General features: G+C 29.8%; 26 protein-coding genes and 1 tRNA gene. 7 read left to right on the plus strand and 20 right to left on the minus strand.

Features of this window, described 5'->3' with window-relative positions; genetic code table 11:
- Window positions 1-3: 3 nt before the first annotated feature.
- Window positions 4-516: a hypothetical protein gene (locus AABJ49_RS07165; protein WP_338377415.1), complete on the plus strand. Its 513-nt coding sequence runs from the start codon at window positions 4-6 to the stop codon at window positions 514-516.
- 34 nt (window positions 517-550) lie between these two features.
- Here the strand turns inward: AABJ49_RS07165 and accC are convergent, their stop codons facing one another.
- From accC to pdxA, 6 genes are all read right to left on the minus strand, one after another.
- Window positions 551-1,903 (minus strand): acetyl-CoA carboxylase biotin carboxylase subunit, encoded by a 1,353-nt coding sequence (gene accC / locus AABJ49_RS07170; RefSeq protein ID WP_338377416.1) that lies wholly within the window; start codon window positions 1,901-1,903, stop codon window positions 551-553.
- Window positions 1,904-1,990: 87 nt separating this feature from the next.
- Window positions 1,991-2,470: an acetyl-CoA carboxylase biotin carboxyl carrier protein gene (gene accB, locus AABJ49_RS07175; protein ID WP_338377419.1), complete on the minus strand. Its 480-nt coding sequence runs from the start codon at window positions 2,468-2,470 to the stop codon at window positions 1,991-1,993.
- 36 nt (window positions 2,471-2,506) lie between these two features.
- A complete protein-coding gene (locus tag AABJ49_RS07180; protein ID WP_338377421.1) occupies window positions 2,507-3,505 on the minus strand; it encodes a beta-ketoacyl-ACP synthase III in 999 nt (332 codons plus the stop codon).
- A 162-nt stretch (window positions 3,506-3,667) separates the two neighbouring features.
- Complete coding sequence (gene rpmF, locus AABJ49_RS07185; RefSeq protein WP_026716620.1) at window positions 3,668-3,862, minus strand: 50S ribosomal protein L32; 195 nt, start codon at window positions 3,860-3,862, stop codon at window positions 3,668-3,670.
- Between the two features lie 9 nt (window positions 3,863-3,871).
- Window positions 3,872-4,408 (minus strand): DUF177 domain-containing protein, encoded by a 537-nt coding sequence (locus AABJ49_RS07190; protein WP_338377425.1) that lies wholly within the window; start codon window positions 4,406-4,408, stop codon window positions 3,872-3,874.
- A 91-nt stretch (window positions 4,409-4,499) separates the two neighbouring features.
- Entirely contained in the window at window positions 4,500-5,540 is a 1,041-nt protein-coding gene (gene pdxA / locus AABJ49_RS07195; protein ID WP_338377427.1) for a 4-hydroxythreonine-4-phosphate dehydrogenase PdxA, read from the minus strand.
- Window positions 5,541-5,597: 57 nt separating this feature from the next.
- Between pdxA and AABJ49_RS07200 the strand changes: the two genes are divergently transcribed.
- Window positions 5,598-6,197: a riboflavin synthase gene (locus AABJ49_RS07200; RefSeq protein WP_338377429.1), complete on the plus strand. Its 600-nt coding sequence runs from the start codon at window positions 5,598-5,600 to the stop codon at window positions 6,195-6,197.
- Here the strand turns inward: AABJ49_RS07200 and AABJ49_RS07205 are convergent, their stop codons facing one another.
- The 3 genes from AABJ49_RS07205 to mce form a co-directional block, all read right to left on the minus strand.
- A complete protein-coding gene (locus AABJ49_RS07205; protein WP_338377431.1) occupies window positions 6,198-6,410 on the minus strand; it encodes a hypothetical protein in 213 nt (70 codons plus the stop codon).
- Window positions 6,411-6,556: 146 nt separating this feature from the next.
- Window positions 6,557-6,630 (minus strand) — tRNA-Ile (locus AABJ49_RS07210).
- A gap of 52 nt (window positions 6,631-6,682) precedes the next feature.
- Window positions 6,683-7,090, minus strand: coding sequence for a methylmalonyl-CoA epimerase (gene mce / locus AABJ49_RS07215; RefSeq protein ID WP_338377434.1), 408 nt, complete (start codon window positions 7,088-7,090; stop codon window positions 6,683-6,685).
- An 83-nt stretch (window positions 7,091-7,173) separates the two neighbouring features.
- Here mce and rbfA point away from each other — a divergent pair, with 83 nt between their 5' ends.
- Both rbfA and AABJ49_RS07225 read left to right on the plus strand, forming a co-directional pair.
- Window positions 7,174-7,566, plus strand: a complete 393-nt coding sequence (rbfA, locus tag AABJ49_RS07220; protein ID WP_338377436.1) for a 30S ribosome-binding factor RbfA — start codon at window positions 7,174-7,176, stop codon at window positions 7,564-7,566.
- A 1-nt stretch (window position 7,567) separates the two neighbouring features.
- Window positions 7,568-8,764 (plus strand): FtsX-like permease family protein, encoded by a 1,197-nt coding sequence (locus tag AABJ49_RS07225; RefSeq protein ID WP_338377438.1) that lies wholly within the window; start codon window positions 7,568-7,570, stop codon window positions 8,762-8,764.
- A gap of 1 nt (window position 8,765) precedes the next feature.
- Here AABJ49_RS07225 and dusB read toward each other — a convergent pair whose 3' ends face one another.
- From dusB to AABJ49_RS07240, 3 genes are read right to left on the minus strand one after another with little or no spacing between them, the layout of a single operon-like run.
- A complete protein-coding gene (gene dusB, locus AABJ49_RS07230; RefSeq protein WP_338377440.1) occupies window positions 8,766-9,758 on the minus strand; it encodes a tRNA dihydrouridine synthase DusB in 993 nt (330 codons plus the stop codon).
- Between the two features lie 44 nt (window positions 9,759-9,802).
- On the minus strand, window positions 9,803-10,570 hold the full coding sequence (locus AABJ49_RS07235) for a TIGR03915 family putative DNA repair protein (RefSeq protein ID WP_338377441.1): 768 nt from the start codon (window positions 10,568-10,570) through the stop codon (window positions 9,803-9,805).
- Window positions 10,548-11,828, minus strand: a complete 1,281-nt coding sequence (locus tag AABJ49_RS07240) for a putative DNA modification/repair radical SAM protein (protein ID WP_338377443.1) — start codon at window positions 11,826-11,828, stop codon at window positions 10,548-10,550. The genes AABJ49_RS07235 and AABJ49_RS07240 overlap by 23 nt, the downstream gene beginning before the upstream one ends.
- Window positions 11,829-12,025: 197 nt before the next feature.
- Here AABJ49_RS07240 and lepA point away from each other — a divergent pair, with 197 nt between their 5' ends.
- Window positions 12,026-13,822 (plus strand): translation elongation factor 4, encoded by a 1,797-nt coding sequence (gene lepA, locus AABJ49_RS07245; RefSeq protein ID WP_338377445.1) that lies wholly within the window; start codon window positions 12,026-12,028, stop codon window positions 13,820-13,822.
- Window positions 13,823-14,071: 249 nt separating this feature from the next.
- Here lepA and AABJ49_RS07250 read toward each other — a convergent pair whose 3' ends face one another.
- The 3 genes from AABJ49_RS07250 to AABJ49_RS07260 are packed head-to-tail and all read right to left on the minus strand — an operon-like array spanning window position 14,072 to window position 16,403.
- Entirely contained in the window at window positions 14,072-14,272 is a 201-nt protein-coding gene (locus AABJ49_RS07250) for a hypothetical protein (RefSeq protein WP_338377448.1), read from the minus strand.
- 3 nt (window positions 14,273-14,275) lie between these two features.
- Window positions 14,276-15,673 (minus strand): radical SAM protein, encoded by a 1,398-nt coding sequence (locus AABJ49_RS07255; RefSeq protein WP_338377450.1) that lies wholly within the window; start codon window positions 15,671-15,673, stop codon window positions 14,276-14,278.
- Entirely contained in the window at window positions 15,663-16,403 is a 741-nt protein-coding gene (locus tag AABJ49_RS07260) for a prolipoprotein diacylglyceryl transferase family protein (protein ID WP_338377451.1), read from the minus strand. The genes AABJ49_RS07255 and AABJ49_RS07260 overlap by 11 nt, the downstream gene beginning before the upstream one ends.
- Window positions 16,404-16,510: 107 nt before the next feature.
- On the opposite strand from AABJ49_RS07260, the gene thiL reads away from it, so the two are divergent.
- Window positions 16,511-17,560 carry a thiamine-phosphate kinase gene (gene thiL / locus AABJ49_RS07265; protein WP_338377453.1) on the plus strand — a complete coding sequence of 350 codons (1,050 nt, stop codon included), beginning with the start codon at window positions 16,511-16,513 and terminating at the stop codon, window positions 17,558-17,560.
- A gap of 338 nt (window positions 17,561-17,898) precedes the next feature.
- Here the strand turns inward: thiL and AABJ49_RS07270 are convergent, their stop codons facing one another.
- The 5 genes from AABJ49_RS07270 to AABJ49_RS07290 form a co-directional block, all read right to left on the minus strand.
- The gene (locus tag AABJ49_RS07270; RefSeq protein WP_338377455.1) at window positions 17,899-18,564 is read right to left on the minus strand and encodes a response regulator; all 666 of its coding nucleotides are present in this window, start codon (window positions 18,562-18,564) and stop codon (window positions 17,899-17,901) included.
- Between the two features lie 3 nt (window positions 18,565-18,567).
- On the minus strand, window positions 18,568-20,601 hold the full coding sequence (locus AABJ49_RS07275) for a tetratricopeptide repeat protein (RefSeq protein ID WP_338377457.1): 2,034 nt from the start codon (window positions 20,599-20,601) through the stop codon (window positions 18,568-18,570).
- Between the two features lie 74 nt (window positions 20,602-20,675).
- Window positions 20,676-20,828: a hypothetical protein gene (locus AABJ49_RS07280; protein WP_338377459.1), complete on the minus strand. Its 153-nt coding sequence runs from the start codon at window positions 20,826-20,828 to the stop codon at window positions 20,676-20,678.
- A gap of 570 nt (window positions 20,829-21,398) precedes the next feature.
- The gene (locus AABJ49_RS07285) at window positions 21,399-22,385 is read right to left on the minus strand and encodes a response regulator transcription factor (protein WP_338377461.1); all 987 of its coding nucleotides are present in this window, start codon (window positions 22,383-22,385) and stop codon (window positions 21,399-21,401) included.
- Window positions 22,386-22,793: 408 nt separating this feature from the next.
- The gene (locus AABJ49_RS07290; protein ID WP_338377463.1) at window positions 22,794-24,335 is read right to left on the minus strand and encodes a glycine--tRNA ligase; all 1,542 of its coding nucleotides are present in this window, start codon (window positions 24,333-24,335) and stop codon (window positions 22,794-22,796) included.
- A 216-nt stretch (window positions 24,336-24,551) separates the two neighbouring features.
- Here AABJ49_RS07290 and AABJ49_RS07295 point away from each other — a divergent pair, with 216 nt between their 5' ends.
- A complete protein-coding gene (locus tag AABJ49_RS07295) occupies window positions 24,552-25,088 on the plus strand; it encodes a phosphoribosyltransferase family protein (protein WP_338377465.1) in 537 nt (178 codons plus the stop codon).
- Window positions 25,089-25,123 lie beyond the last annotated feature (35 nt).

Genomic DNA, 25,123 nt, shown 5'->3' on the forward strand with positions numbered 1-25,123 from the left:
TTTATGATGTCATTTGAAGACATAGTGTTCACCATACAAATCTTTCACAAGAATGGATTGACAGTTGAAGCCGCTGAATTATTAATTAGGGAATATGACTTATCGCATCCCAATTTTAAAGGAATTGAATTAAGAGAAAAAGCAAAACCCGATTTTATTTTAATGACTACTGAAGGAGAAATTGGTGAACCTCAAATTATTAGAATTCCAGAAAACACTTTTGAGTTTCCATTAGATTTGATGTTAAATTTATTGGCTCATGAAATGCTACATGTACATCAAAAATCAGCTGAAATAGCTCTTAAGGATAGAAATGAAAGAGAATGGCAAGCTTATTATGAAATGTTGTTTCATAAAAAATTTCCTTTGATTCCAACATTATCTACTTATTATTTAAAAGCATTTGCTATAAAGGGATTGTCTTATTATAATAAAATGAAAGAAGGTTCTGAATTTCAATTGAAATATGAGTCCCAAAAAAAAGAAGTAGATGATTTATTACAAATTATTGGATAAAAAAAACGCTCAATAAAATTGAGCGTTTTTTTGTTTATTCTTCAACCTTTTCATTCATAACAAAAGTTTCCATGAATTTTGTAGTGTAATTACCCGCTACATAGTCTGGTTCATCCATTAATTGTCTGTGGAAAGGAATTGTTGTTTTTATACCTTCAATTACGAACTCATCTAAAGCACGTTTCATTTTGTTGATTGCTTCTTCTCTAGTTTGAGCTGTTGTAATCAACTTAGCAATCATTGAATCATAATTTGGAGGAATTGTATATCCAGAATAAACATGAGTATCTAAACGAACTCCGTGTCCACCTGGTGTGTGAAGTGTTGTAATTCTTCCTGGTGAAGGTCTGAAATCGTTATAAGGATCTTCTGCGTTGATACGACACTCAATAGAGTGCAGCATTGGGAAATAGTTTTTACCAGAAATTGGAATTCCAGCCGCTACCATAATTTGCTCACGAATTAGATCATAGTCAATAACTTGCTCTGTGATAGGGTGTTCTACTTGAATACGAGTATTCATTTCCATAAAGTAGAAATTTCTATGTTTGTCTACAAGAAACTCAACCGTACCAGCACCTTCATATTTAATATATTCAGCGGCTTTTACAGCAGCAGCGCCCATTGCGTTACGCAATTCATCAGTCATAAAAGGAGAAGGTGTTTCTTCTGTTAATTTTTGATGACGACGTTGTACTGAACAATCTCTTTCTGATAAATGACATGCTTTTCCAAAAGAATCTCCAATTATTTGAATTTCAATATGTCTTGGCTCTTCAATAAGTTTTTCCATGTACATATCATCATTTCCAAAAGCAGCTTTACTTTCTTGTCTTGCTGATTCCCATGCGTTTTTCAAATCTTCTTTTTTCCAAACGGCACGCATACCTTTTCCACCACCACCTGCAGAAGCTTTAAGCATTACAGGATATCCAGTAGTTTTGGCAACTTTTTCACATTCTTCATAAGAAGTAATAATTCCTTCACTACCTGGAACACAAGGAACACCCGCTTCAATCATAGTTGATTTAGCATTGGCTTTGTCCCCCATTCTATCAATCATTTCTGGAGAAGCTCCAATAAATTTGATACCGTGTTCTTGACAAATTTTAGAAAATTTTGCGTTTTCAGATAAGAAACCATATCCTGGGTGAATAGCATCTGCATTTGTTATTTCGGCAGCAGCTATAATATTTGACATTTTCAAATACGAAAGGTTACTTGGAGGAGGTCCAATACATACAGCTTCATCAGCGAAACGTACGTGTAAACTTTCTGCATCTGCAGTTGAATAAACAGCTACAGTTTTGATGCCCATTTCTTTACAAGTTCTAATTACACGCAGTGCAATTTCTCCTCTATTGGCAATTAATATTTTTTTAAACATCTTTTTTTAAATTTTAAAATTACAAATCCCAAATCCCAAAATCCAACATTTGGAGTTTGTATTTTGACTATTGGAATTTCAAAATAATTATGATGGATCTACCAAGAATAATGGTTGGTCAAATTCAACAGGAGAAGAATCGTCTACTAAAATTTTAACAATTTTACCAGAAACTTCAGATTCAATTTCGTTGAATAATTTCATTGCTTCAATTACACAAACCACATCTCCTTTAGAAATTGTACTTCCTACTTCAACAAAAACTGGTTTATCTGGAGCTGGTTTTCTGTATAATGTTCCAATAATTGGAGACTTTATAGTAATATATTTTGAATCATCATTAGTTTCAACTGCTGCTGCAGGAGTTACAGGAGTTGCAGGTTGAACTACTGGTGCTTGAGGCATTTGTTGAACAGCTGGCATTTGTTGAACATAAGTAGTAGTACTTTCAGCACCTTCTGCGGTAGTTTTGATGGTGATTTTAAAATCATCCATCTCCAATTTCACTTCCGTTGCACCTGATTTCGATACAAATTTGATTAAATTTTGAATTTCTCTAATATCCATACTATTAAAATTTGATTTGATTTAGTTTGTTTGTTTTTATTTTGAATTATATGCCCATTTTAGATAGATAGATCCCCATGTGAATCCACCCCCAAAAGCAGCAAATATTAAATTATCTCCTTTTTTTAATTGACTTTCAAAATCAGCTAATAATAGAGGTAAAGTTCCAGAAGTTGTATTTCCATATCTATGGATATTTACTAAAACTTTGTCATCTTCTAAACCTATTCTATTTGCTGTTGCATCAATAATTCTTCTATTTGCTTGATGAGCTACTAACCAATCCACATTATCCTTAGTAAGGTTGTTACGTTGCATAATTTTTTCGCTTACATCAGCCATTCCAGAAACTGCATATTTGAAAACAGTTTTTCCATCTTGTTGCACAAAATGTTTTTTATTTTTCACGGTTTCTTCTGAAGGTGGCATTATAGATCCTCCAGCTTCAATTTTTAGGAAATCTCTTCCAATTCCATCACTTCTTAAGTATTCATCTTGCAAACCTAAACCTTCTTCGTTAGGTTCAAATAAAACTGCACCAGCCCCATCACCGAAGATGATACAAGTAGTTCTATCTGTATAATCAATAATTGAAGACATTTTATCGGCTCCAATTAAAAGTACTTTTTTATATCTACCAGATTGTATGTACGCTGAAGCTGTTGACATTCCGTATAAGAAACTAGAACAAGCTGCTTGCAAATCATAAGAAAATGCGTTAACCGCACCTATTTGAGAGGCAACATAAACACCGGTAGCTGCCACAGGCATATCTGGGCTTGTAGTAGCCATGATGACCATGTCAATTTCAGCTGGGTCGATGTTTGCTTTTTCTATTAAGTTTTGTGCTGCTTTTATGGCCAGGAAAGACGTTCCTTGACCTTCCTCTTTAAGAATTCTTCTTTCTTTGATTCCTGTTCGTGAAGTAATCCATTCATCATTAGTATCTACTAAAGTTTCCAACACCTTATTAGACATAACAAAGTCAGGAACATAGGATCCAACTGCTGTTATTGCGGCTGTTATTTTATTCATAAGTATAATTTTTCTTATCAAATGATGCCATTTGAATAGTTGTGAAAATTACAAAAAAAAATTCAAACCCAAATAAATCCTTGAGTATAATTATCAATGATTTGTTTTTAACAAAAAAACTCCCACGAAGTGAGAGTTTTTTCTCTATAATTTAAAATGCTATTAAGCTACTGCTTCAGACTTGTCAATTACAACTTGTCCTCTGTAGTACATTTTACCTTCGTGCCAGTAAGCTCTGTGGTATAAATGCGCTTCACCAGTTATTGGGCAAGTAGCGATTTGAGCAGGAGTTGCTTTATAATGTGTTCTTCTCTTATCTCTTCTTGTTTTGGAGATTTTTCTCTTTGGATGTGCCATTTTACTATATTATTTATCCGTTAATAGTTTCTTTAAATCGTCCCATCTTGGGTCGGTATCTTTATTTTCTTCTTCTTTAATCTCTGTTGGTGCTAAATCATTTAAAAGCTCTAATGCTTTAGAATCTAGCGTTCCGTCTTTCACTCCAGGATGAACTCTTTTGGAAGGAACTGAAAGTATGATAGACTCATATATATATTGAGCCACATTAAATTCAAATTCTCCGTGAGGTAATATCAATAATTCTTCATTTTCATCATTAAAAGAATCTCCAAACTTTACAATTAAGTTTATTTTTCCTTTTATAGGCAAGTCAAAATCTTCACTAGTTAAATCACATGGAATATTTACAGTTCCTTTATGCTTGATTGTTAACTCAAGCATTGTGTTTTTTTTATCTAACAAGACATCAACTTTTATATTTGAAGCGTTATATTCATCAAACTCAAAGTGCTCAAAGAACGAATTATCTATGTGATAATCAAACTGGTGTTTCCCTATTTTTAATCCAACAAATTGAATTAAATACTCTTTTAAATTATCCATTACAACAGTTTTTTCCTTTTTAAAGGAGTGCAAAGATATAAAATATTTATAAAATAAAAGTAGTTGTCAACTTTTTTTTGTTTATAACTAATTATTTACTTGCAATTAAAGGATTATTGGTCAATTCCTTATACTCATTTCTATTATTAAACACATCAATTGCCAAATACAAAGCCTCTCTAAATGAGCTTTCACTTGCTTTGTTTTTTCCTGCAATATCAAAAGCGGTTCCATGATCTGGAGAAGTTCTAATTTTACTCAGTCCAGCAGTATAATTAACTCCATTACCAAATGACATTGTCTTGAATGGAATTAAGCCTTGATCGTGATACACTGCTAAAACAGCATCGTATTGTTTATATTGATTACTTCCAAAAAAACTATCCGCTGAATATGGACCGAATACTAAAACTCCAGCATCATAAATTTTCTTTAAGGCTGGTTTAATTATTTCTTCATCTTCTTTTCCAATCACACCATTATCACCAGCATGAGGATTGAGTCCAAGAACTGCAATTTTTGGCTTTTCAATTCTAAAATCTTGTTTTAAGGTGTTATTTATAACTTTAACTTTCTTTGTAATTAATGCTTCATTTAGATGTTTAGCCACTTCATTAACTGGCACATGGTCCGTCAACAATCCAACTCTTAAGTTATCATGAATCATAAACATAAGAGCATTTTCGTTAAACTCCTTTGCCAAATAATCGGTGTGACCTGGAAATTTAAATTCTTCTGATTGAATGTTATATTTATTGATTGGAGCTGTTAACAATACGTCTACTTTGTTTTCTTTTAAAGCCTTAGTAGCTGCAAAGAAAGACTTTATTGCATATTTACCAACTTCATTATTTGTTTTGCCGAATTCAATATTTACAGGCTCTTTCCAAACATTAAGCACATTAATTTTCCCTATCACTAATTGATCTAATGAATCAATTCCGTGAAAATTTAATGTTAATTCATAAACTTTCTTTAAGTAAGACATTATTTTAACATTAGCAAAAATAACGGGTGTACACAACTCTAGCATTCTGTTATCTTCAAAAGTTTTAAGGACAACCTCGCTCCCAATACCGTTTAAATCACCTATTGAAATTCCTACAATAATATTTTCTGCTATTTTAACCATTATAAAGAGTAATTTATGCTATTTTTGAACTGCAAATTTAGTAAAATAAAACCACTTATGTTTACAGGAATAGTAGAAACAATCGGAATAATAAAAGAGATTCAAAAAGACCAAGAAAATCTTCACTTAACAATTGAATCTAAAATTACTAACGAATTAAAAATTGATCAAAGTGTGGCTCATAATGGAATATGCTTAACAGTTGTAAACATTCATGAAAATGAATATACCGTAACTGCAATTAAAGAAACCATTGAAAAAACCACTATTTCGAATTGGGAGAAAAATAATTTAGTAAATATAGAAAGAGCCATGATACTAGGCTCAAGACTTGACGGACATATTGTTCAAGGTCATGTCGATCAAATTGGTGTTTGCAAAGAAATAAAAGAAGCAGAAGGAAGTTGGTATTTTACTTTTGAATATGACAAATCATTGAATAATGTCACAATTGAAAAAGGCTCAATCACTATTAATGGAACAAGTTTAACGGTTGTAAACTCTAAATTAAACGAATTTAGCGTAGCAATCATTCCATATACTTATGAAAATACTGTTTTTTCAACTTTAAAAATTGGAGATGTAGTTAATTTAGAATTTGATGTAATCGGGAAATACGTTAAAAGATTAGCAGAATTTAATTTAATTAATGATTAATTAAACCTTATTACCTGATTTGATGTAATTTCTAAAAAAAATAAAAGAGAATATTACACCTAAAAGAAACAATAAATACAAATTAGAATCTAATGGAAGACCTGGCCCTACCGGAGGACCAGCAGGTGCTGGTGGATTAGTTGGACCAGCGAAAATAGGGCAACAAACCATCAAAAAGCTGATTAGTAAATATTTATTTGGGGTTAATCTCATGTGCGTAAAAGTAAAAAAAATAAATTACTTACAAAATTTTAAAATTAATAATAATGTTAAAATAACCTCAAATGCATTATATCTCTATTAAATACAAATAACATCGTTTAAAAAAAGCCTTTCAGTAAAGAAAGGCTTTTCTTTTGTGGTCCCACCTGGGCTCGAACCAGGGACCACCTGATTATGAGTCAGGTGCTCTAACCAACTGAGCTATAGGACCAGTTTTGAGAGTGCAATATTACTACTATTTTTAATTGCTTGCAAATCTTATATTACTTTTCTTTGATTTCTTGACAAAGTTCTATTAAAACTCCATTTGTACTTTTTGGATGTAAAAAAACGACCAACTTGTTATCTGCTCCTTTTTTTGGCTTATCATTTATTAAAACAAACCCTTCTTTTTCCAGTCTAACTATTTCTGATTCAATATCTTCTACATCAAAAGCAATGTGATGAATTCCTTCTCCTTTTTTTTCTAAAAATTTAGCAATTGGACTATTTTCATTTGTAGCTTCTAAAAGTTCAATTTTATTTGGACCGTTCATAAAAAAAGAAGTTTTCACACCTTCTGAAGCCACTTCTTCTTCTTTGTATGGTGGATTTCCAAATAATTTTTCAAAAAGCTGATTGGATTGATTTAAATCTTTAACAGCAATACCAATATGTTCAATTTTTCTCATTTTTTATATTTTTGGTAAAATTATAAAATAAAATCCTATCACATATATTATAAGTGACTTTAAAAAAATCGTATTTTTGCCAAATGGAAACGAACAGACAAAAAAAAATTGGTGCTTTATTGCAAAATGACTTAGTAGATATTTTGCAAGGTGAAATTCGTAAAAACGGAATCAGCAACCTAATTATTTCAATATCAAAAGTTAATGTAACTACGGATTTATCCATTGCAAAAGTTCACTTAAGTGTTTTTCCGACAGATAAAGCACCCGAGATTTTAGCAGCTATTAAAACAAATACTCCTTTAATTAAACACGATTTAGCGCAACGCGTAAAGAATCAATTGCGAAAAGTACCAAATCTTATTTTTTACATTGATGATAGTTTAGACTATATCGAAGGCATTGACAATGCTTTAAAAGGAAGCGAAAATCCTATTGAAAATCCTGATTTATTAGAAAAAAGAAAAAAATCTTAATTTGAATTTTCCTTTTTACATAGCTAAAAGATATGCGTTAAGTTTCAGTAAAAGTACTGCCATAAATATCATTACATTTATTGCTTCGCTTGGAATTATTGTTAGCGCAATGGCTTTGTTTGTAGTCATGTCTGTTTTTAGTGGTTTAAAAGAATTCAGTTTGAGTTTTAGCAATTCTACTGATCCTGATATAAAAATCGAAGCTTCAAAAGGGAAATCTTTCATTCTTTCTTTAGACCAAATCAATCAGTTAAAAAAATCTGAAAATTTTTCTGCCTTTAGCAAGATTGTTGAAGAACGTGTTTTCTTTCTATATGATGAAAAAGAACAAGTTGCTTATATCAAAGGAGTTGATTCCTTATATTCGGATGTAACTTCCATTAATGAACAACTATTTGCTGGTTCATGGATTGAATCTGAAACCAATCAGGGAATTATTGGTGCTGGCATACAACGTAAGCTTTCGATTGGTTTGTTAGATTTTAACAATCGATTAGAAGTTATTGCTCCTAAGGCCAAGAAAGGGCAACTTTCTAGCGATGATGATTTTAAAAGATCCTCCTTAATTCCGGTTGGAATATATTCTTTAAACGAAGAAATTGACAATAAATATGTTTATTGTGACATCAAAATTGCTCAAGAATTATTAGGTTTTAAATCTAATCAAGTCACAAATATTGAATTTAAATTAAAACCTAATTCAACTGAAGAAAAAGCAATTAGTGAATTAAATTCTATATTTAAAGATGAGGTAGTTATTAAAAACAGGGCACAATTAAACGATTCACTTTATAAGATGTTGAATACTGAAAACATTGCAGTGTATCTCATTTTCACACTAGTAATAATTATTGCTTTATTCAATTTAATTGGCGCTTTAATCATGATGATTATAGATAAAAAATCCAATTTAAAAACCTTGTATAATTTAGGTGTTGAAATAAGGCAATTGAGAGGAATATTCTTTTTTCAAGGTAGTTTGCTTACTTTTTTTGGAGGTTTAATTGGTTTAATTATAGGAATCATTATTATAGTAATCCAACAACAATTTAGTTTAGTGATGGTTAATGAGTCTTTACCTTATCCAGTCGTTTTTGAAGTTAAAAACATCTTGATTGTGATTGCAACCATATATATACTTGGAATTGCTGCTTCTTGGATTGCAAGCAACACTGTATCAAAAAAATTAGTTGAATAGTTTACGAAAACTGATAATTAGCATAAACCTCTGCTATTTCATCAAAAACCTGCATTAATCCATTAGCATCATCAGTTGTAACTAAACGTTGTTTGTATTCTTTGAACGAATGAATTCCTTTAAAATAATTGGTATAATGACGACGCATTTCTATTATTCCTAAATGTTCTCCTTTCCATTCCATTGACCAAATTAAGTGATTTTTGGCCGCTTCAATTCTGTCATTCATAGTTGGTTGAGCCAAATTTTCACCCGTTTTCATGAAATGCTTAATTTCATTAAAAATCCAAGGGTTTCCAATAGCTGCTCTTCCTATCATTATTCCGTCAATACCAAATTTATTTTTGTATTCCAAAGCTTTTTCAGGGGAATCTATATCACCATTTCCAAAAATTGGCATGGTAATTCTTGGGTTATTTTTTACTCTTGCAATGTGGCTCCAATCCGAATGTCCTTTATACATTTGGGCACGAGTTCTGGCATGAATTGACAACGCTTGCACGCCAATGTCTTGCAATCTTTCTGCCACCTCATCAATATTTATAGAAGCATCATCCCAACCCAATCTTGTTTTTACTGTTACTGGAAGCGAAGTTCCTCTAATAACTGCTTTTGTCAAACGAATCATCAAATCTACATCTTTCAAAACTCCTGCTCCTGCTCCTTTTGTTACCACTTTTTTTACTGGACAACCAAAATTTATATCAACTAAATCAGGTTGAACCGTTTCAACGATTCTTGCACTTTCAGACATAGCTTCTTCATCGCCTCCAAAAATTTGAATACCAACGGGTCTTTCGTAATCAAAAATGTCTAATTTCTTTCTGCTTTTCATCGCATCCCGAATCAATCCTTCAGACGAAATAAATTCTGAATACATTAAATCGGCTCCATGCAATTTACACAACCTACGAAATGGTGGATCGCTCACATCTTCCATAGGTGCAAGTAGCAAAGGAAATTCAGGTAAAATTATGTTTCCGATTTTTGGCATTTTTGAACTAAAATTTTTGCAAAAGTACAGATTTCATTTTAAGTCTAAAAAATTTTCTTTTCAGTGAGGTACTTCCAATACCGTTTTGGAACGTGTTGCGTGTGCAATTTTGTGTTTTTTCTTTCTTTTATATTAGTATGATCAAAATATTCTGACCATAATTTTTGGTATTCTATTTCTGAATCAGAAAACACTTCATTATTATTTGCTTCAAGTAATTTTAAATCCAAATCGAGTGAAACAATTTCGGTTTTGAATAAATCATAAAACACTCCATATTTTCTTCTCAAATCGTAAATCAACCATTTTTGGTCTTGGTATCTATTTTTAAAATGTCTAATAATCAAAGTCAGTACATCAAAATCAGGTTCAATTTTAGCAAAATAAATCCCGTCTTTTAATAATTCAAATCTAATGAAAGCTTCCATTCGATGTTTTTCTCTACCAACACTTTTAGTAAGTTTAGAAATTTGCAACACAGCTTCATTAGAAAAATTTTTCATCACATTTTGCGATGGATTCTTCACAGCATATTCAATTACTTTTAATATACTATTTTCAACATCTTGTTTTTCAGAAAGAAAAGCATAAATCAAACAACGAACACCATCAGCACCAATTTGTTCGTTTAATCTTTTTATAACTCTGTCAGATTTTTCAATATTGGTTATTATTTCAATAGAATCTATAAATAAATTTTGTTGTAAATCAGTGTATTTGATGATTTTTGGCTGAACATATTTATATTCAAAAATCTCAAAAACAGCTGTTAAAAAACCTTCAAAAGTATTATCGTAAGAAAGTAGTGTCATTTAATAATGATAATTGGTTGTCAAATGGTTTTTCAAATTTAGACTTGGTGTCACTTAAAATTATCTCTTTCAAGTTAACGGCATTCAAAAATTTGAGATAGGTATTTTCATTACTAACAGTGATAAAGTATTTAGCTCTGTTAACAGCCACTCCAATTTTTTTTAGATGTTCTATCGTTAAATTTTGAAACCGACGAGCATGAACAATTTTATGCGCTGATTTTACTCCAATTCCTGGAACTCTAAGTATCATCTCTAAAGGAGCATGTTGAACAATTACTGGAAATTGAGTAATATTTCGCAATGCCCAACCCATTTTTGGGTCAACTTCCAAATCTAGAAAAGGATTATTTTTTTCTAAGATTTCATTGGCTTTAAATCCATAAAAACGCATTAACCAATCTGCTTGATACAATCTGTTTTCACGAACTAAAGGAACTTGAGCTCCTATTGCAGGTAACCTTGTATCATTTGAAACTGGAACATAACCTGAATAATACACTCGTTTTAAATTAAAATTTTTATAAAAATGATCTGCGACTTGAATAATTTGTCTGTCGTTTTCTTGCGTTGCACCAACGATAACTTGTGTACTTTGTCCAGCAGGAGCAAATTTTGGAGTTGATTTAAATTTTTTCTTTTCTTCTTTATACTGAATAAGTTCATTTTTCACAAACCCCATTGGTTTAATCATATCTTGATGATTCTTATCTGGAGCTAGTAGTTTTAATCCAGATTCTGTTGGAATTTCGAGATTCATACTTAGTCTATCTGCGTATAATCCTGCTTCTCGCATTAATTCGTCACTTGCACCAGGAATACTTTTTAGATGAATATATCCATTGAATTTATGTTCAAGTCGAAGTTTTTTGGCCACGCGAACTAATCGTTCCATGGTATAATCAGCATTTTTAAATATCCCTGAACTCAAAAACAAACCTTCAATATAGTTTCTTCTGTAAAAATTAATAGTCAAGTCCACCACTTCATCCACTGTAAAAGCTGCCCGTTGAATATCATTACTTTTTCGAGTCACGCAATAAGCACAATCATATATACAAAAATTGGTTAGTAAGATTTTAAGTAATGACACACATCTACCATCTTCAGTGTAGGTGTGGCAAATACCAGAAGCCGAAGAATCTCCCAAACCTTTGTTGTTGTTTTTTCTATTTCCACCACTAGAAGAGCAAGAGACATCATATTTTGCAGCATCAGCTAGAATTTCTAATTTTTCTTTAATTCGATCGTAATTCACAATACTTTTTTTTAATTATAAATGTATCAATAAATATTCCTTTTTTGTTGAATTTAAAAAACTTTAAGAGTTGTTTAATCCTATAAGAAATTATTAAACTAACAACTTCATAATAAGTTGATATTTTTATCCAAAACTTTGAATTATATTTGCAGATTAAATGCAAGAGCATTTCTAAATAAAGTAAGAAAAAGAGAATGAAAAACATTAGAAATTTTTGTATAATTGCTCATATTGACCACGGAAAGAGTACGCTTGCCGACAGGCTTCTTGGTGCGACTCAAACCGTAACAGCTCGTGAAGAAAAAGCACAGTTATTAGACAATATGGATTTGGAACGTGAACGTGGAATTACCATAAAAAGTCACGCTATTCAAATGAATTATAGACACAATGGTGAAGATTATATTTTAAATTTAATTGATACACCAGGTCACGTTGATTTTTCTTATGAAGTTTCTCGCTCCATTGCAGCTTGTGAAGGAGCTTTATTGATTGTTGATGCTGCACAAAGCATTCAAGCACAAACGATTTCTAATTTATATTTGGCTTTAGAAAATGACTTGGAAATCATTCCGGTTTTAAATAAAGTTGATCTACCAAGTGCTAATCCTGAAGAAGTTAGTGATGATATTATTGATTTATTAGGTTGTAAATTAGAGGATATTATTCACGCTTCAGGAAAAACTGGTTTTGGAGTGGATAAAATTTTGGAAGCTATTATTGAAAAAGTTCCAGCTCCAAAAGGAAATGTTGATGAACCTCTTCAAGCTTTAATTTTCGATTCACATTACAATCCTTTTAGAGGAATTGAAGTTATTTTCCGAATTAAAAATGGAGAAATAAAGAAAGGGCAAAAAATCAAATTCATGGCTACTGGCAATGAATATTTTGCGGATGAAGTGGGCACATTAAAATTAAATCAAGTTCCAAAAGATAAAATTTCTACTGGTGATGTTGGTTATTTGATTTCTGGAATTAAAGAAGCTAAAGAAGTAAAAGTTGGTGATACCATCACAGATGCAAAAACGCCAACCACTAATATGATTACAGGTTTTGAAGACGTAAAACCTATGGTATTTGCTGGAATTTATCCAGTAGATACAGAAGATTTTGAAGACTTACGTGCATCAATGGAAAAATTACAGTTGAATGATGCTTCATTGGTATTTACGGCTGAAAGTTCGGCTGCATTAGGATTTGGTTTTCGTTGTGGATTCTTAGGAATGTTGCACATGGAAATTATTCAAGAGCGTTTAGAACGTGAGTTTGACATGACTGTTATCACAACAGTTCCTAACGTTTCGTATCATGCTTTTACCAAAAAAGAACCAGATACCGTATTAATTGTAAACAATCCTTCCGATTTACCTGAACCTTCTAAATTGGATAGAGTTGAAGAACCATATATCAAAGCAACTATCATTACAAAAGCTGATTTCGTAGGAAATGTAATGAGTTTATGTATAGAAAAACGTGGTGTAATCACTAATCAAACCTATTTAACTACAGAACGAGTTGAATTGAATTTTGACATGCCTTTAGCGGAAATTGTATTTGATTTTTATGACAGATTAAAAACCGTTTCCAAAGGATATGCTTCATTTGACTACTCACCTATTGGAATGCGTGAATCTAAATTAGTGAAATTAGATGTTTTATTGAATGCACAATCCGTTGATGCTCTTTCAGCTTTAATTCACGAAAGTAATGCTTACTACATTGGTAAGAAAATGTGTGAGAAATTGAAAGAACTAATCCCAAGACAACAATTTGATATTCCTATTCAAGCGGCAATTGGAGCAAAAGTTATTGCTCGAGAAACCATAAAAGCTTTAAGAAAAGACGTAACTGCCAAATGTTATGGTGGAGATATTTCTCGTAAGCGTAAACTTTTAGAAAAACAGAAAAAAGGTAAGAAACGTATGCGTCAAGTAGGAAATGTTGAAATTCCTCAAGAAGCGTTTATGGCTGTTTTGAAGTTGAATGATTAAAAAAAGAACATAGAGAATAGAATAAAGAAAATAGACCAAACCCGATAACGCAAGTTGTTGGGTTTTTTATTATCCGATAATACTTCCACAAATCCCAAAACCTATTATTAAATATAATGCTGCTAAAACATACCAAAATTTAGCCTTATCTGGTTTTGACTTTCTATGAGAAAAACCTTCTCTAAATAAAAAAATAGTTGGTAAAATAAAAACACATAATGGTATTAAAAAACAATCATTCTTTCATTTTTAACGCATTAAACTTCCACAAATTCCCAATCCTATTAGTAAATATAATGCTGCTAAAATGAATAATACTTTTGCTGCTTTAGGATTATTTTTCTTGACTGCAAAGCCAATAATAGTTAATAAAATTGGTGGTCCAACCATTATTAACACCAAAATTATAATCAAACCACTTAAATCTATATTTCCTTCTAATGCTATCATATGCTAAAATTTAATTTCGTTTCTTAATTCTTCTAATCTTGCTAATTTTTCGTCTCTGTAAAATAAATTCATAGTTTCAAATGGAATTATTTTATTGTCTTTATTCACTATGTGAACACATGACTTCTTTATAGCTCTTACATCAAAATTATAAGCATCAATGAATTGCATTATAATAATTCTGAACAAATTATCATAACCTAAATTTGGTGCATCAATATTTGGTAAACAGCACATAATAGATTTTAAATTTTCTTCAGCAACTTCCACAGAATTTCCAGTACTGAATAATTCAATCATTTTCTCTTGAAGTACGTTGTCTTGCTCATAAATGATAGTATTTTTACTATTATCTAATAAGTCATTTGGATTAATATATCGTGTCAATGGAAAAACTTCATTATCTAATTTCAAAGCATAACCCATAACCAAAGCATCAGGATTACAAGGCACAGGCAATAAATCATTTGGATTGAAGATTGCAGTTTGTTCTAAAATTTTTCTACGAACTTCTGTCAATGTCATTCTATCAGTTTCAGGGTTGAAGTTTTCCAGTCTTCCAGCAATCTGAGTAGGTTGAAAAGTTACACCTCGAATACACTTTTGTTGCAAAGCAAAGTCAATTATTTTACCAATTTCATTATCGTTCAATCCTTTTTGCAATGTGACTACTAACGTCGTTGATAAATTAAGTTCATTCAAGTTTTCAATAGCTTGTTTTCTAATTTCATTTAAATCTGCACCTCTTAATTCTTGCAAAACACTATTTTCAAAAGAATCAAATTGTAAATATATTTCGAAATCTGGAGCATAACTTTTTAATTGTTTGGCAAATTCTTTGTCTTTTGCAATTTTAATTCCGTTAGTATTTAACATTAAATGTCGAATGGGAAGCGATTTGGCATAATCCAAAATTTCAAAAAAATTAGGATGAATTGTAGGTTCTCCACCACTAATCTGAACTACATCAGGTTCTTTTTCATTCAAAACAATGGTATCTAGCATAGCTTTTACTTCATCCAAAGTTCTATGTCTTCCATAAGTGGGAGAAGAACCTGCATAACAGGTTGGGCAAGTTAAATTGCATCTATCCGTTACTTCAATTACAGTTAGACAAGAATGTTGTTCATGATCTGGACACAAACCGCAATCATAAGGACAACCATAATCAGTTTTAGTATTGAATTTATAAGGGGTTTCAGAAGGTTTATTGTAATTTCTTATATTTTTATAGTATGGAATATCATCAGCAATCAATACTTTTGATTTTCCGTGTTCTGGACAGCGTTTTAGCATGTAAACTTTATCGTTTTCAAAAACAATTTTAGCATCTATTCGTTTTAAACATTCTGGACAAAGGCTTAAAGTATAATCGTAATAAGTATAGTTTCTAACGGGCATTTTTGAATAAATTTATAATTGTTTTGTTATAATAAAGCAAACATATTAAGCATAAAATCTGAATTGAACTTAATCCTAAAATAAAAAAGACATTAGGTTTTATAAATTCTATAAAAAAACGAAATGTAAAATAACTTATCATAAAATATTGAAATAATAAACCATTTTTTAAATCTCTTCGTTTTAATTTCCATAAAAATAGGAATAAAAGTAGTAGAAATAATAATTCATAAAGAGCTATTGGATGTCTATTTAAGCCATCTCCTAAATTCATTCCAAGAAAAAAAGTCGTTTCATTTCCATAAGTAAACTCATTAGTTCCTGATAAAAAGCAACCTATTCGTCCTATAAAAATTCCAACTATAATAGGAAATACAAATAAATCACCTGAAGATTTTTTTTCTCCAATATTTTTTTTGGCTAATTCAACTCCTAATAATCCACCAAATAATCCACCCATTATGGTTTTGGAATTTAAAAGAGTAATCAAAATTGAAACATCAAAAGTAAAGACTGGATTTTCTAAAAAAGCAACAATTCTTGAACCTATTAAAGCACCAATCGCAGCACCAAGTATAATAGAAAGTCTATTTGAATTTGGAATAACATCTCTAGAACGTTTTCTTAAAAAAATATAATATCTAAAAGCTATGAAAAATGCCAAATACTCAACTATTAAGTGAATATTGATTTTATAACCTAAAATAATTGGTTCAAATGGAATTGTCATGCAAAGTATTTAATCAAAAGTAAGAAATTTATTGAACAACTATATTTTAATAAATCTTTGTGCCTTTCAATCTTTTAGCAAATAAAATTCCTTTGTACCTTTGCCAAATGATAGAAGACAAAAACCCTCAAAGAACAGATTTATCGCAACTAGGTGAATTTGGATTAATAGATCGTTTAACTCAACGTTTTGATATAAAACAGAAATCTACACTAAAAAGTATTGGTGATGATGCTGCCGTAATTGACTTTAAGAAGAAAAAAGCTGTAATTTCTACCGATTTACTTATAGAAGGTGTTCATTTTGATTTGAGTTATATGCCTTTGAAGCATTTGGGTTATAAAGCTGTTGTAGCGAATCTTTCAGACATTTATGCCATGAATGCTACTCCAACACAAATAACCGTTTCAATTGCAGTTTCTAATCGTTTTCCGCTTGAAGCTTTGGAAGAATTATTTGACGGAATTGCGTTAGCAGCTAAAATTTATAATGTTGATGTTGTTGGTGGTGATACAACTTCCTCTCAAAAAGGAATGATTATTTCTATAACTGCTATTGGAGAAGCAGATGAAAAAGATTTAGCTTATAGAAATGGTGCAAAAGAAGGAGATTTATTAGTGGTTACAGGAGATTTGGGTGCAGCTTATATGGGTTTACAAGTTTTGGAACGTGAGAAACAAGTTTTTCAGGTGAATCCAAATAATCAACCCGATTTAGATGCTTATACTTATTTAATTGAACGTCAATTGAAACCAGAAGCTCGAAAAGACATCAAAGAATTGTTAGCTCAATTAGAAGTCAAACCAACATCAATGATTGATGTTTCTGACGGACTATCGTCAGAAATCATGCATATTTGCAAACAAAGTAAAGTAGGTTGTAATTTGTTTGAAGAGAAAATTCCTTTAGATCCACAATTAATAAATGTCTGTGAAGAGTTTAATATTGACAGCACAACGATTGCCATAAATGGTGGTGAAGATTATGAATTATTATTTACAATTAAATTAGAAGATTACGATAAAATTAAGGCAAATCCAAACTTAACTGTGATTGGCCATATGGTAAATGAAAAAGAAGGTAATCATCTAATTACTAGAGCAAATACCAAAATTGAATTAAAAGCTAAAGGTTGGAACGCTTTGAAAGAAGAGTAAAATACTACTAAAAACAAAAAAGCGAATGACATAACTAAATGCATTCGCTCTTTTAATTTTTTAAAAAATAATTAAACAGCTTCTGGCTTAGCATGTTAAGTTTTGCTTGGGGCAAATTGCAGGGCTTCACTTTTCAACTGTTAATTAAATTTTAATTTTAAATCTAAAGAACTAAAAAATTACGAAAAAATTAATTCTTTAGATTTAAATAATAGACACATAAAATATTATAAGAACGTATGAAAGACTCTGTTAGAATTCCATTGGCTAAATTACATTAAAGTGTCTAAAGTTGTCTGCGGCTTCAACCTCTTTGTGTTACGGTTTTCCCGTATTTATTATAAAAACCCTCTATCTCTTGCTTCTCTAATCAAGTCTTCATCAGAGCCACCTTTTACTTTGAAGAGTTCTTTTAAGCTTAATTTTCTTTTTTCAATAGTACTTAATGACATTGAAGTGTACATTGGAATGTTTTTGGTCTTAACACCTCTTGAAATATGATATAAAATTTGTCGGTCCAACTCATCAATAGGACTATTCTCAATTGATACAGATTGACTAACGTATTTGACAACGGTTTGACTATAATAATTTTCACCTCTTAAAATTTTCTCAAAAGCATTTTTTAATTCGTCAAAAGTTAAATCATTTTTAATAATTAATCCATTTGGATTGATATTTTTAATAATGTTTAAAATACGTAATGCATCTGAGAGCATTGTTAACATGATGATTTTACATTGAGGTTGTTTTGTTTTAAGAATTCTAGCTACATCTTCACCTGTTAAAACATTTCGTTCTTCAAAAGGAGGCATACTTACGTCTAAAAAAGCCAAATCAAAATTTGGTGTTTCGCTATTGCTTAAAATTTCATATGCCTCTTTACAATTACTAGCTTTAAATACTGTTATGTCATATTCATTTTCATAACTTTTAATAGTATTGTTATATGCTTCGATGATAAAAGGGTGATCATCTGCCATAAAAACAGTTAGTTTTTTCATAATTTAAAATTCTTTGTTGGGGTTTATGTAAAGTGTTATTTGGGTTCTAGTTCCTTTATTAATTTCTGATTCGATTGTATAAATAGCGTTAATTAATTTGGCTCTTTCTTTCATGTTTTTTATTCCAATACCTTTAGTTACTTTCTTCCTTTCAAAACCTTTTCCATTATCTAATATATTGATTTTTAATTTATTATCATTGTAAACAAGAGAAAATGTTACTTTTTTTGCTTTTGCATATTTGTTTATGTTATGAAACGTTTCTTGAAAAATTCTATATAAATTAATTTTTTCTTCTGCAGTAAGCTTTTCCCAAGGAATTTTGGTATTAATTGTATAATCAATTTTATGATTCAAAATTGTTTCTTGTTCATCAACAAGCTTATCAATCATTAATTGATAATTATTAATAATTGCTTTTTGGTCGTCATTTAATTCATGAGAGATTTGCCTAATTTGTTTTTCAACTTGAATTATTTCGTGAATATATTTTTCTTTATTTTTCTTTACTTCTTCAGATTCATTACCGTTTAAATAATCAAGATTCATTCTGGCTCCAAAAAGTTTGCCTAAAATTGCATCATGTAATTCTTGCGAAATTCTTTTTTGCTCTTGAGCTTTCACTAAATCCATTTGATTTTGCTGATTAATCATCAAACCATATACTTCTTCATTGGCTTTTTGTTGTTCTTGAATTAACAAAAGCTCTTTTTGTTTTTGTTTTTGCCATCTATAGAAATAAAACATAGACAATAACAAAATTCCAATAATAGAGTAGTAAATTAATTGTTTATTTCTTTCAGCTAATAAAAGGTTTTCATTGTTCAATTCATCTACTCTGTATTCAATACGAGCAAAGGTATTTTGTACTTTTTTGTCAACCGCTGCAATACTGTCTGAAAGTTTTATATATTCATTAGAGTAGTATTTAGATTTTTCAGGGTATACATTTGCTAGCTGTTTAATAGCTAGCAGTTTATCTCTATACAAACCATCTTTAATTGAAATATTATAAGCTTCTAATGCAAATTCCTGAGCTTTGTTACTTTCATTTTTATACTCATATATTTCGGATAATTGAACATAAGGTTGTACTAAAGAAATATTTAATTCTTTATAATTTTGAATAATCTCATCATATTCCTTTTGAAAATTTTTAAAATCTCCTAACTTAAATTTTGAATAGGTTAAAAACTGTTTTGCAAAAGTATATACTTGAAAATTATCAGTTTCAATATTTGGATAGTTAATTATTTTTAAATAATAGTCAATTGCTTTTTGATATTCTTCTTTTTTGAAATATACTAAACCGAGGTTGTTTAACAATATAGGATCAGTAGAATTATTTGAATTTATCTTCTTTGACAAATTTGAAGCCATAGTAAGATATTCAATTGATTCGTCATATTCTTGAAGATCCATTTTACATAGACCAATAATTGTAAAAGCAGTATTTAACTTTAAATAATCCTCCTTTTTTTTGTAAAAAGATAAAGATTTAAAAATTGTTGTTTCACTTCCTAAATAATCACCTTTATAATATTGTATTGTTGCTTTCTCGATTGCTAATTCATTTGATTTATCTAATTGATTACTTGCTACATATAGTTTTTGGGATTTGTCAAAATAATAAAAGGCACTATCATAAAAATTTCTTCTCAAATAATAATGCCCATAATTTATGGTGCTTTTAATAATTCTTGAAGTGTCTTTAAGTTTTAATGATTCAGAGTAATTATATTTTACAACTTTATTATAATCGTCAAAAAAATTTAATTTAAAATAGTTATAAGCAATAGTATCGTTATTCTTTATTCTAATAGAATCGTTTTTATTGAACTTATTTAATTCAAATACTTTATCGTTCAGAGATTTTTTTAACGAATCTGAAATATTTAAATTTTTAATGCTGTCATTATAATAAACAATACTATCATTAATATTATGATTTATTAAATCATAATTTTTTTTATTATCGCAAAAATAAAATGATAGAATAATTATTAAAAAAAATATTCTTTTTAAACTGATATTCATGCTTACGAAAATAAAAAAAAAGTGGTAAAATATATCATTTTACCACTTTTTAATTATTCAATTAATAAAATATATTAAATTCCTCCAACATCTTGAATAACTCCACCTGGTTCTTGTGTTTGAGTTGAAGTGTTATCACCAGCAATTTGATCATCACCATTGTTGTTGTAAGATGTTAGCACTACAGTAAATAGTACTACTGCGAAGGTTGCAATAAGTTTTTTCATAATAAATAGAGTTAAGGGTTTGTAATTTGTTTTTTGTTTCTATAAAATTAGAAGGAACCTATTCCAATAGCGAAAAGCAAGGGTAATCATATATATTTTGAGGGTAAATAAATGTATTAGAAGCGTAAAAAATGGTAGATTGATAGATTATGGTGTAAATTTATAGTCAAAAAACATTTATTATCTTTAAATAAATTAAGTTTTTTCTTACTGACTATTCTATTTTAACGGTTAATTTCGTATTTAAACGAAAAAAAACAACAATCTGTATTTAAATTTTTTATACTAAAAAATTGTTTTTTTTAAGTAAAATGGTGGTTTTTTTTTAAAATTAAAAAGGCTACTTGAAAAATTACAAGTAGCCTTTTTAAAGACATATATAAATATTAATAAAAATTAATCGGTAAGAACGTAGCTCTTTGAGAAATGGGTATGAGACTATCCTTTTCTTTAAGAACAATGTAAAAATAGATAAGATTTGAAGAATGTACGCAAGATTTTGTCTCCTATTTGTATTATAACTACAAACAAGAGTTAAATGACTGTTTTGAAATGTAACTATTAAATTATCTAATCGTCTTTTGGCTCATTAGATGCATATAGTTCAATAATTGTGCTAATATTGTCTTTATAAGACTTCGAAAAAGGAAGTTTAACTTTTCCTTTGTTTAAATAACAGTCTGAATTACCTAAATGTATTCTAGAAACGTATTTTATATTTATAATATGGCTGTTATGGATTCTGACAAAATCATTTGGCAACGAACTTTCAAAATATTTTAAAGTTTTAAAGGCTGTAATACTATCACCAGAACTCATCATAATATCTGTTGAATTATTATCTGCTTTTAAGTAAACTATATCATCAAACTCAATGAATCTATAATCTCCGTACGATTTCACACATAAAATGTTGTTTTTTTGTTCCACAACTTGTTCTGACTGAACTATAACTGGTTTAAACTCTAAACTTTGTTTAACAATATCAATTAATTCGTTTTTTATTTCTTCCGTATTAAATTGAACGTCAATTTTAGGAATTTCCTTTTCAACGCCATTTTCACTAAAATCATACTTTTTCTCTTCTACCAGAGGAATAGCATTGGTCACATTAGTATTTACAATAGGTTGATTGACTTCAATCTGTGAAAAGTTTACTTGATTTAACAATGAAGCAAAGCTCTTTTCTTTCTTAAATTTCAATAACGTCTTTATAATGTCGATTTTTTGAAAAGGTTTCAAAATAAAATCATACACATCATATTTCATTGCTTCATAAGCAACTTCTTTGGTGTTGGAGATAATAATTATCTTAGGTAAAACAACCATATACTTATATAATTCGTTTACTAAAGTAAAATTACTTTCTGTATTAGAATCTGCCAGGTTTGTTCCTAAAAAAATTACATCTGGATTTTCTTCCAAAATAAGATTCAACCCTTCTGCTGTGTTATTTGTATAACCAGAGAAGTGAAAATCACCCAAAGTAGAAACATGAGCCTGCAAACTCATGCTACTTTGACTGTTACCGTCAATTATAATATATTTATATGTCATATGTCTAATACCAATAACCTTATTGATTATCTAGAATTAGTAGTTTAAAGGGTAAAATTTGGGGTTTTACTGGTAACAATATTAGTTAAATTTTGAATAAAAAGGGTAAAACCGTAATTCCATTTTGCAAACAAAAAAATGTTAACAAATACATAAACATGTTAACAACCCGTTAACTTACATTAAAAAAGGGTTGAAATACATTTAAAAAACGCTTTTAAAAACAGTTATTTGAGGTTTTTATTAGTTTTTTGGATATAAATATCGACAAAATGAATTTTACACACTGTCAAATGCAGTATTTCAACTAAATTTCAATTTTTAGAACAAAAAAAGAATTGCATGTTAATAACTAAAAAAAAGACTCGCAAAATAGCAAGTCTTACCAAATATATTGTTATTAGACTGTTACATTTTCATTAACCAATTACGCATTGAAACCTCATTTGAGATGATTTTTCTCAAATCAGTAATGGTAACTCGCTCTTGTTTCATGGTATCTCTATGACGAATTGTAACTGTATTGTCTTCTTTTGTTTGATGATCTACAGTAATACAAAAAGGAGTACCAAGTGCATCTTGACGACGATAACGTCTACCAACGGCATCTTTTTCATCGTAAGCTACGTTGAAATCCCATTTCAATTCTTCAATAATATCTTTAGCTATTTCTGGCAAACCATCTCTCTTTAATAAAGGTAAAACAGCAGCTTTTGTTGGAGCTAATACAGAAGGTAAACGTAAAACCGTTCTGGTTGAACCATCTTCTAGTATTTCTTCCTCTAATGCTTTTGAAAAAACAGCTAAAAACATTCTATCTAAACCAACAGAAGTTTCAACTACATAAGGAACATAACTTGAATTTGTTTCGTTATCAAAAAACTGTAATTTTTTACCAGAATGTTCTTCATGAGCTTTCAAATCAAAGTCTGTTCTTGAGTGAATTCCTTCTAATTCTTTAAATCCAAATGGGAAATTGAATTCAATATCTGCTGCAGCGTTAGCATAATGAGCTAATTTTTCGTGGTCATGAAAACGGTAATTTTCTTTTCCTAAACCTAATGATAAATGCCATTTTAAACGTGTTTCTTTCCAATAATCATAATATTGCATTTCTTCACCTGGTTTTACAAAAAATTGCATTTCCATTTGTTCGAATTCACGCATTCTGAAAATAAACTGTCTTGCTACGATTTCATTTCTAAAGGCTTTTCCTGTTTGAGCAATTCCAAACGGAATTTTCATTCTACCCGTTTTTTGAACGTTTAAGAAGTTCACAAAAATACCTTGAGCTGTTTCTGGACGTAAGTATAAATCCATAGCTGTATCTGCAGAAGCTCCTAATTTAGTAGCAAACATTAGGTTAAATTGACGAACTTCTGTCCAATTTTTGGAACCAGAATCTGGACAAGCTATTCCTAATTCTTCAATCAATGCCTTTACATCGGCTAAATCTTCTTTTTCAAGAGAACGTGCTAAACGTTGTAAAATCGTATTTTTTTGATCTAAATAACCTTTAACTCTTTCATTTGTTGAAGTGAATTCTTCCTCGTTAAAAGCATCACCAAAACGTGTTCTTGCTTTTTCTATTTCTTTTTGAGCTTTGATGTTGATTTTTTCAGCATAATCTTCAATCAAAACATCGGCACGATATCTTTTTTTAGAGTCTTTGTTGTCAATTAATGGGTCAGAAAACGCATCAACATGTCCAGAAGCTTTCCAAGTTGTTGGATGCATGAAAATTGAAGCATCTAATCCTACAATATTTTCATGCATTTGCACCATGGCTTTCCACCAATATTCTCTAATATTCTTTTTTAATTCTACACCGTTTTGAGCATAGTCATAAACCGCGCTCAAACCATCATATATTTCGCTTGACGGAAAAATAAATCCGTATTCTTTTGCATGCGAAACTACGTTCTTAAATAAATCTTCTTGTTTTGCCATAATGATGCAAAAGTAAAAATTATATAGAATATTAAAGAAGAATTTTTATCTTTAATTTTATTTTTTCAAATGTTTAAATCATTACTCCATTTATTCTTTCCCAAACTCTGCAATGGCTGTAACTCTTTGTTATTGAACAATGAATCTGTTATTTGTGTTAAATGCAGACATAATTTGCCTTATACTTATCATCATCAAATAGAGAACAATGATATTATGAGCAAATTCTATGGAATACTTCCCATTGAACAAGCTACAGCAATGTTATATTTTCATTCTAAAGGAATTGTTCAAGAATTAATTCATAATTTAAAATACAGAAAACAACAAGAAATCGGAACAATTTTGGGTAACATTTATGCACATGAACTTATAGATGCTAATAAAATTCCGAAAGTTGACTATATAATTCCAACACCAATTCATAAAAAAAGATTGCAAGATAGAGGCTACAATCAAGTGACTACATTTTGTGAAGCTTTGTCGAAAGAGCTTAAAATTCCTATAGAGAATGATGTTTTATTTAGAATTAAACACACCAAAACTCAAACCAAAAAATCTAAAGCAAAAAGAGCTGAATTGATGTCAAATAACTTTGAAATTAAGGCAAAAGACCATCATATTGGCAAACATTACCTTCTTGTTGATGATGTAATTACAAGTGGAGCAACTATTGAAGCTTCTGCAAAAGCTTTGTTGGAAATTCCGAATTCTAAAGTCAGTTTGTTGGCTATTGCTTATACACAATCATAAAAAATAGTAAAAAAAGTATGTAAGCTTTAAATATA

This window comes from uncultured Flavobacterium sp. (assembly GCF_963922255.1).
GTDB lineage: Bacteria > Bacteroidota > Bacteroidia > Flavobacteriales > Flavobacteriaceae > Flavobacterium.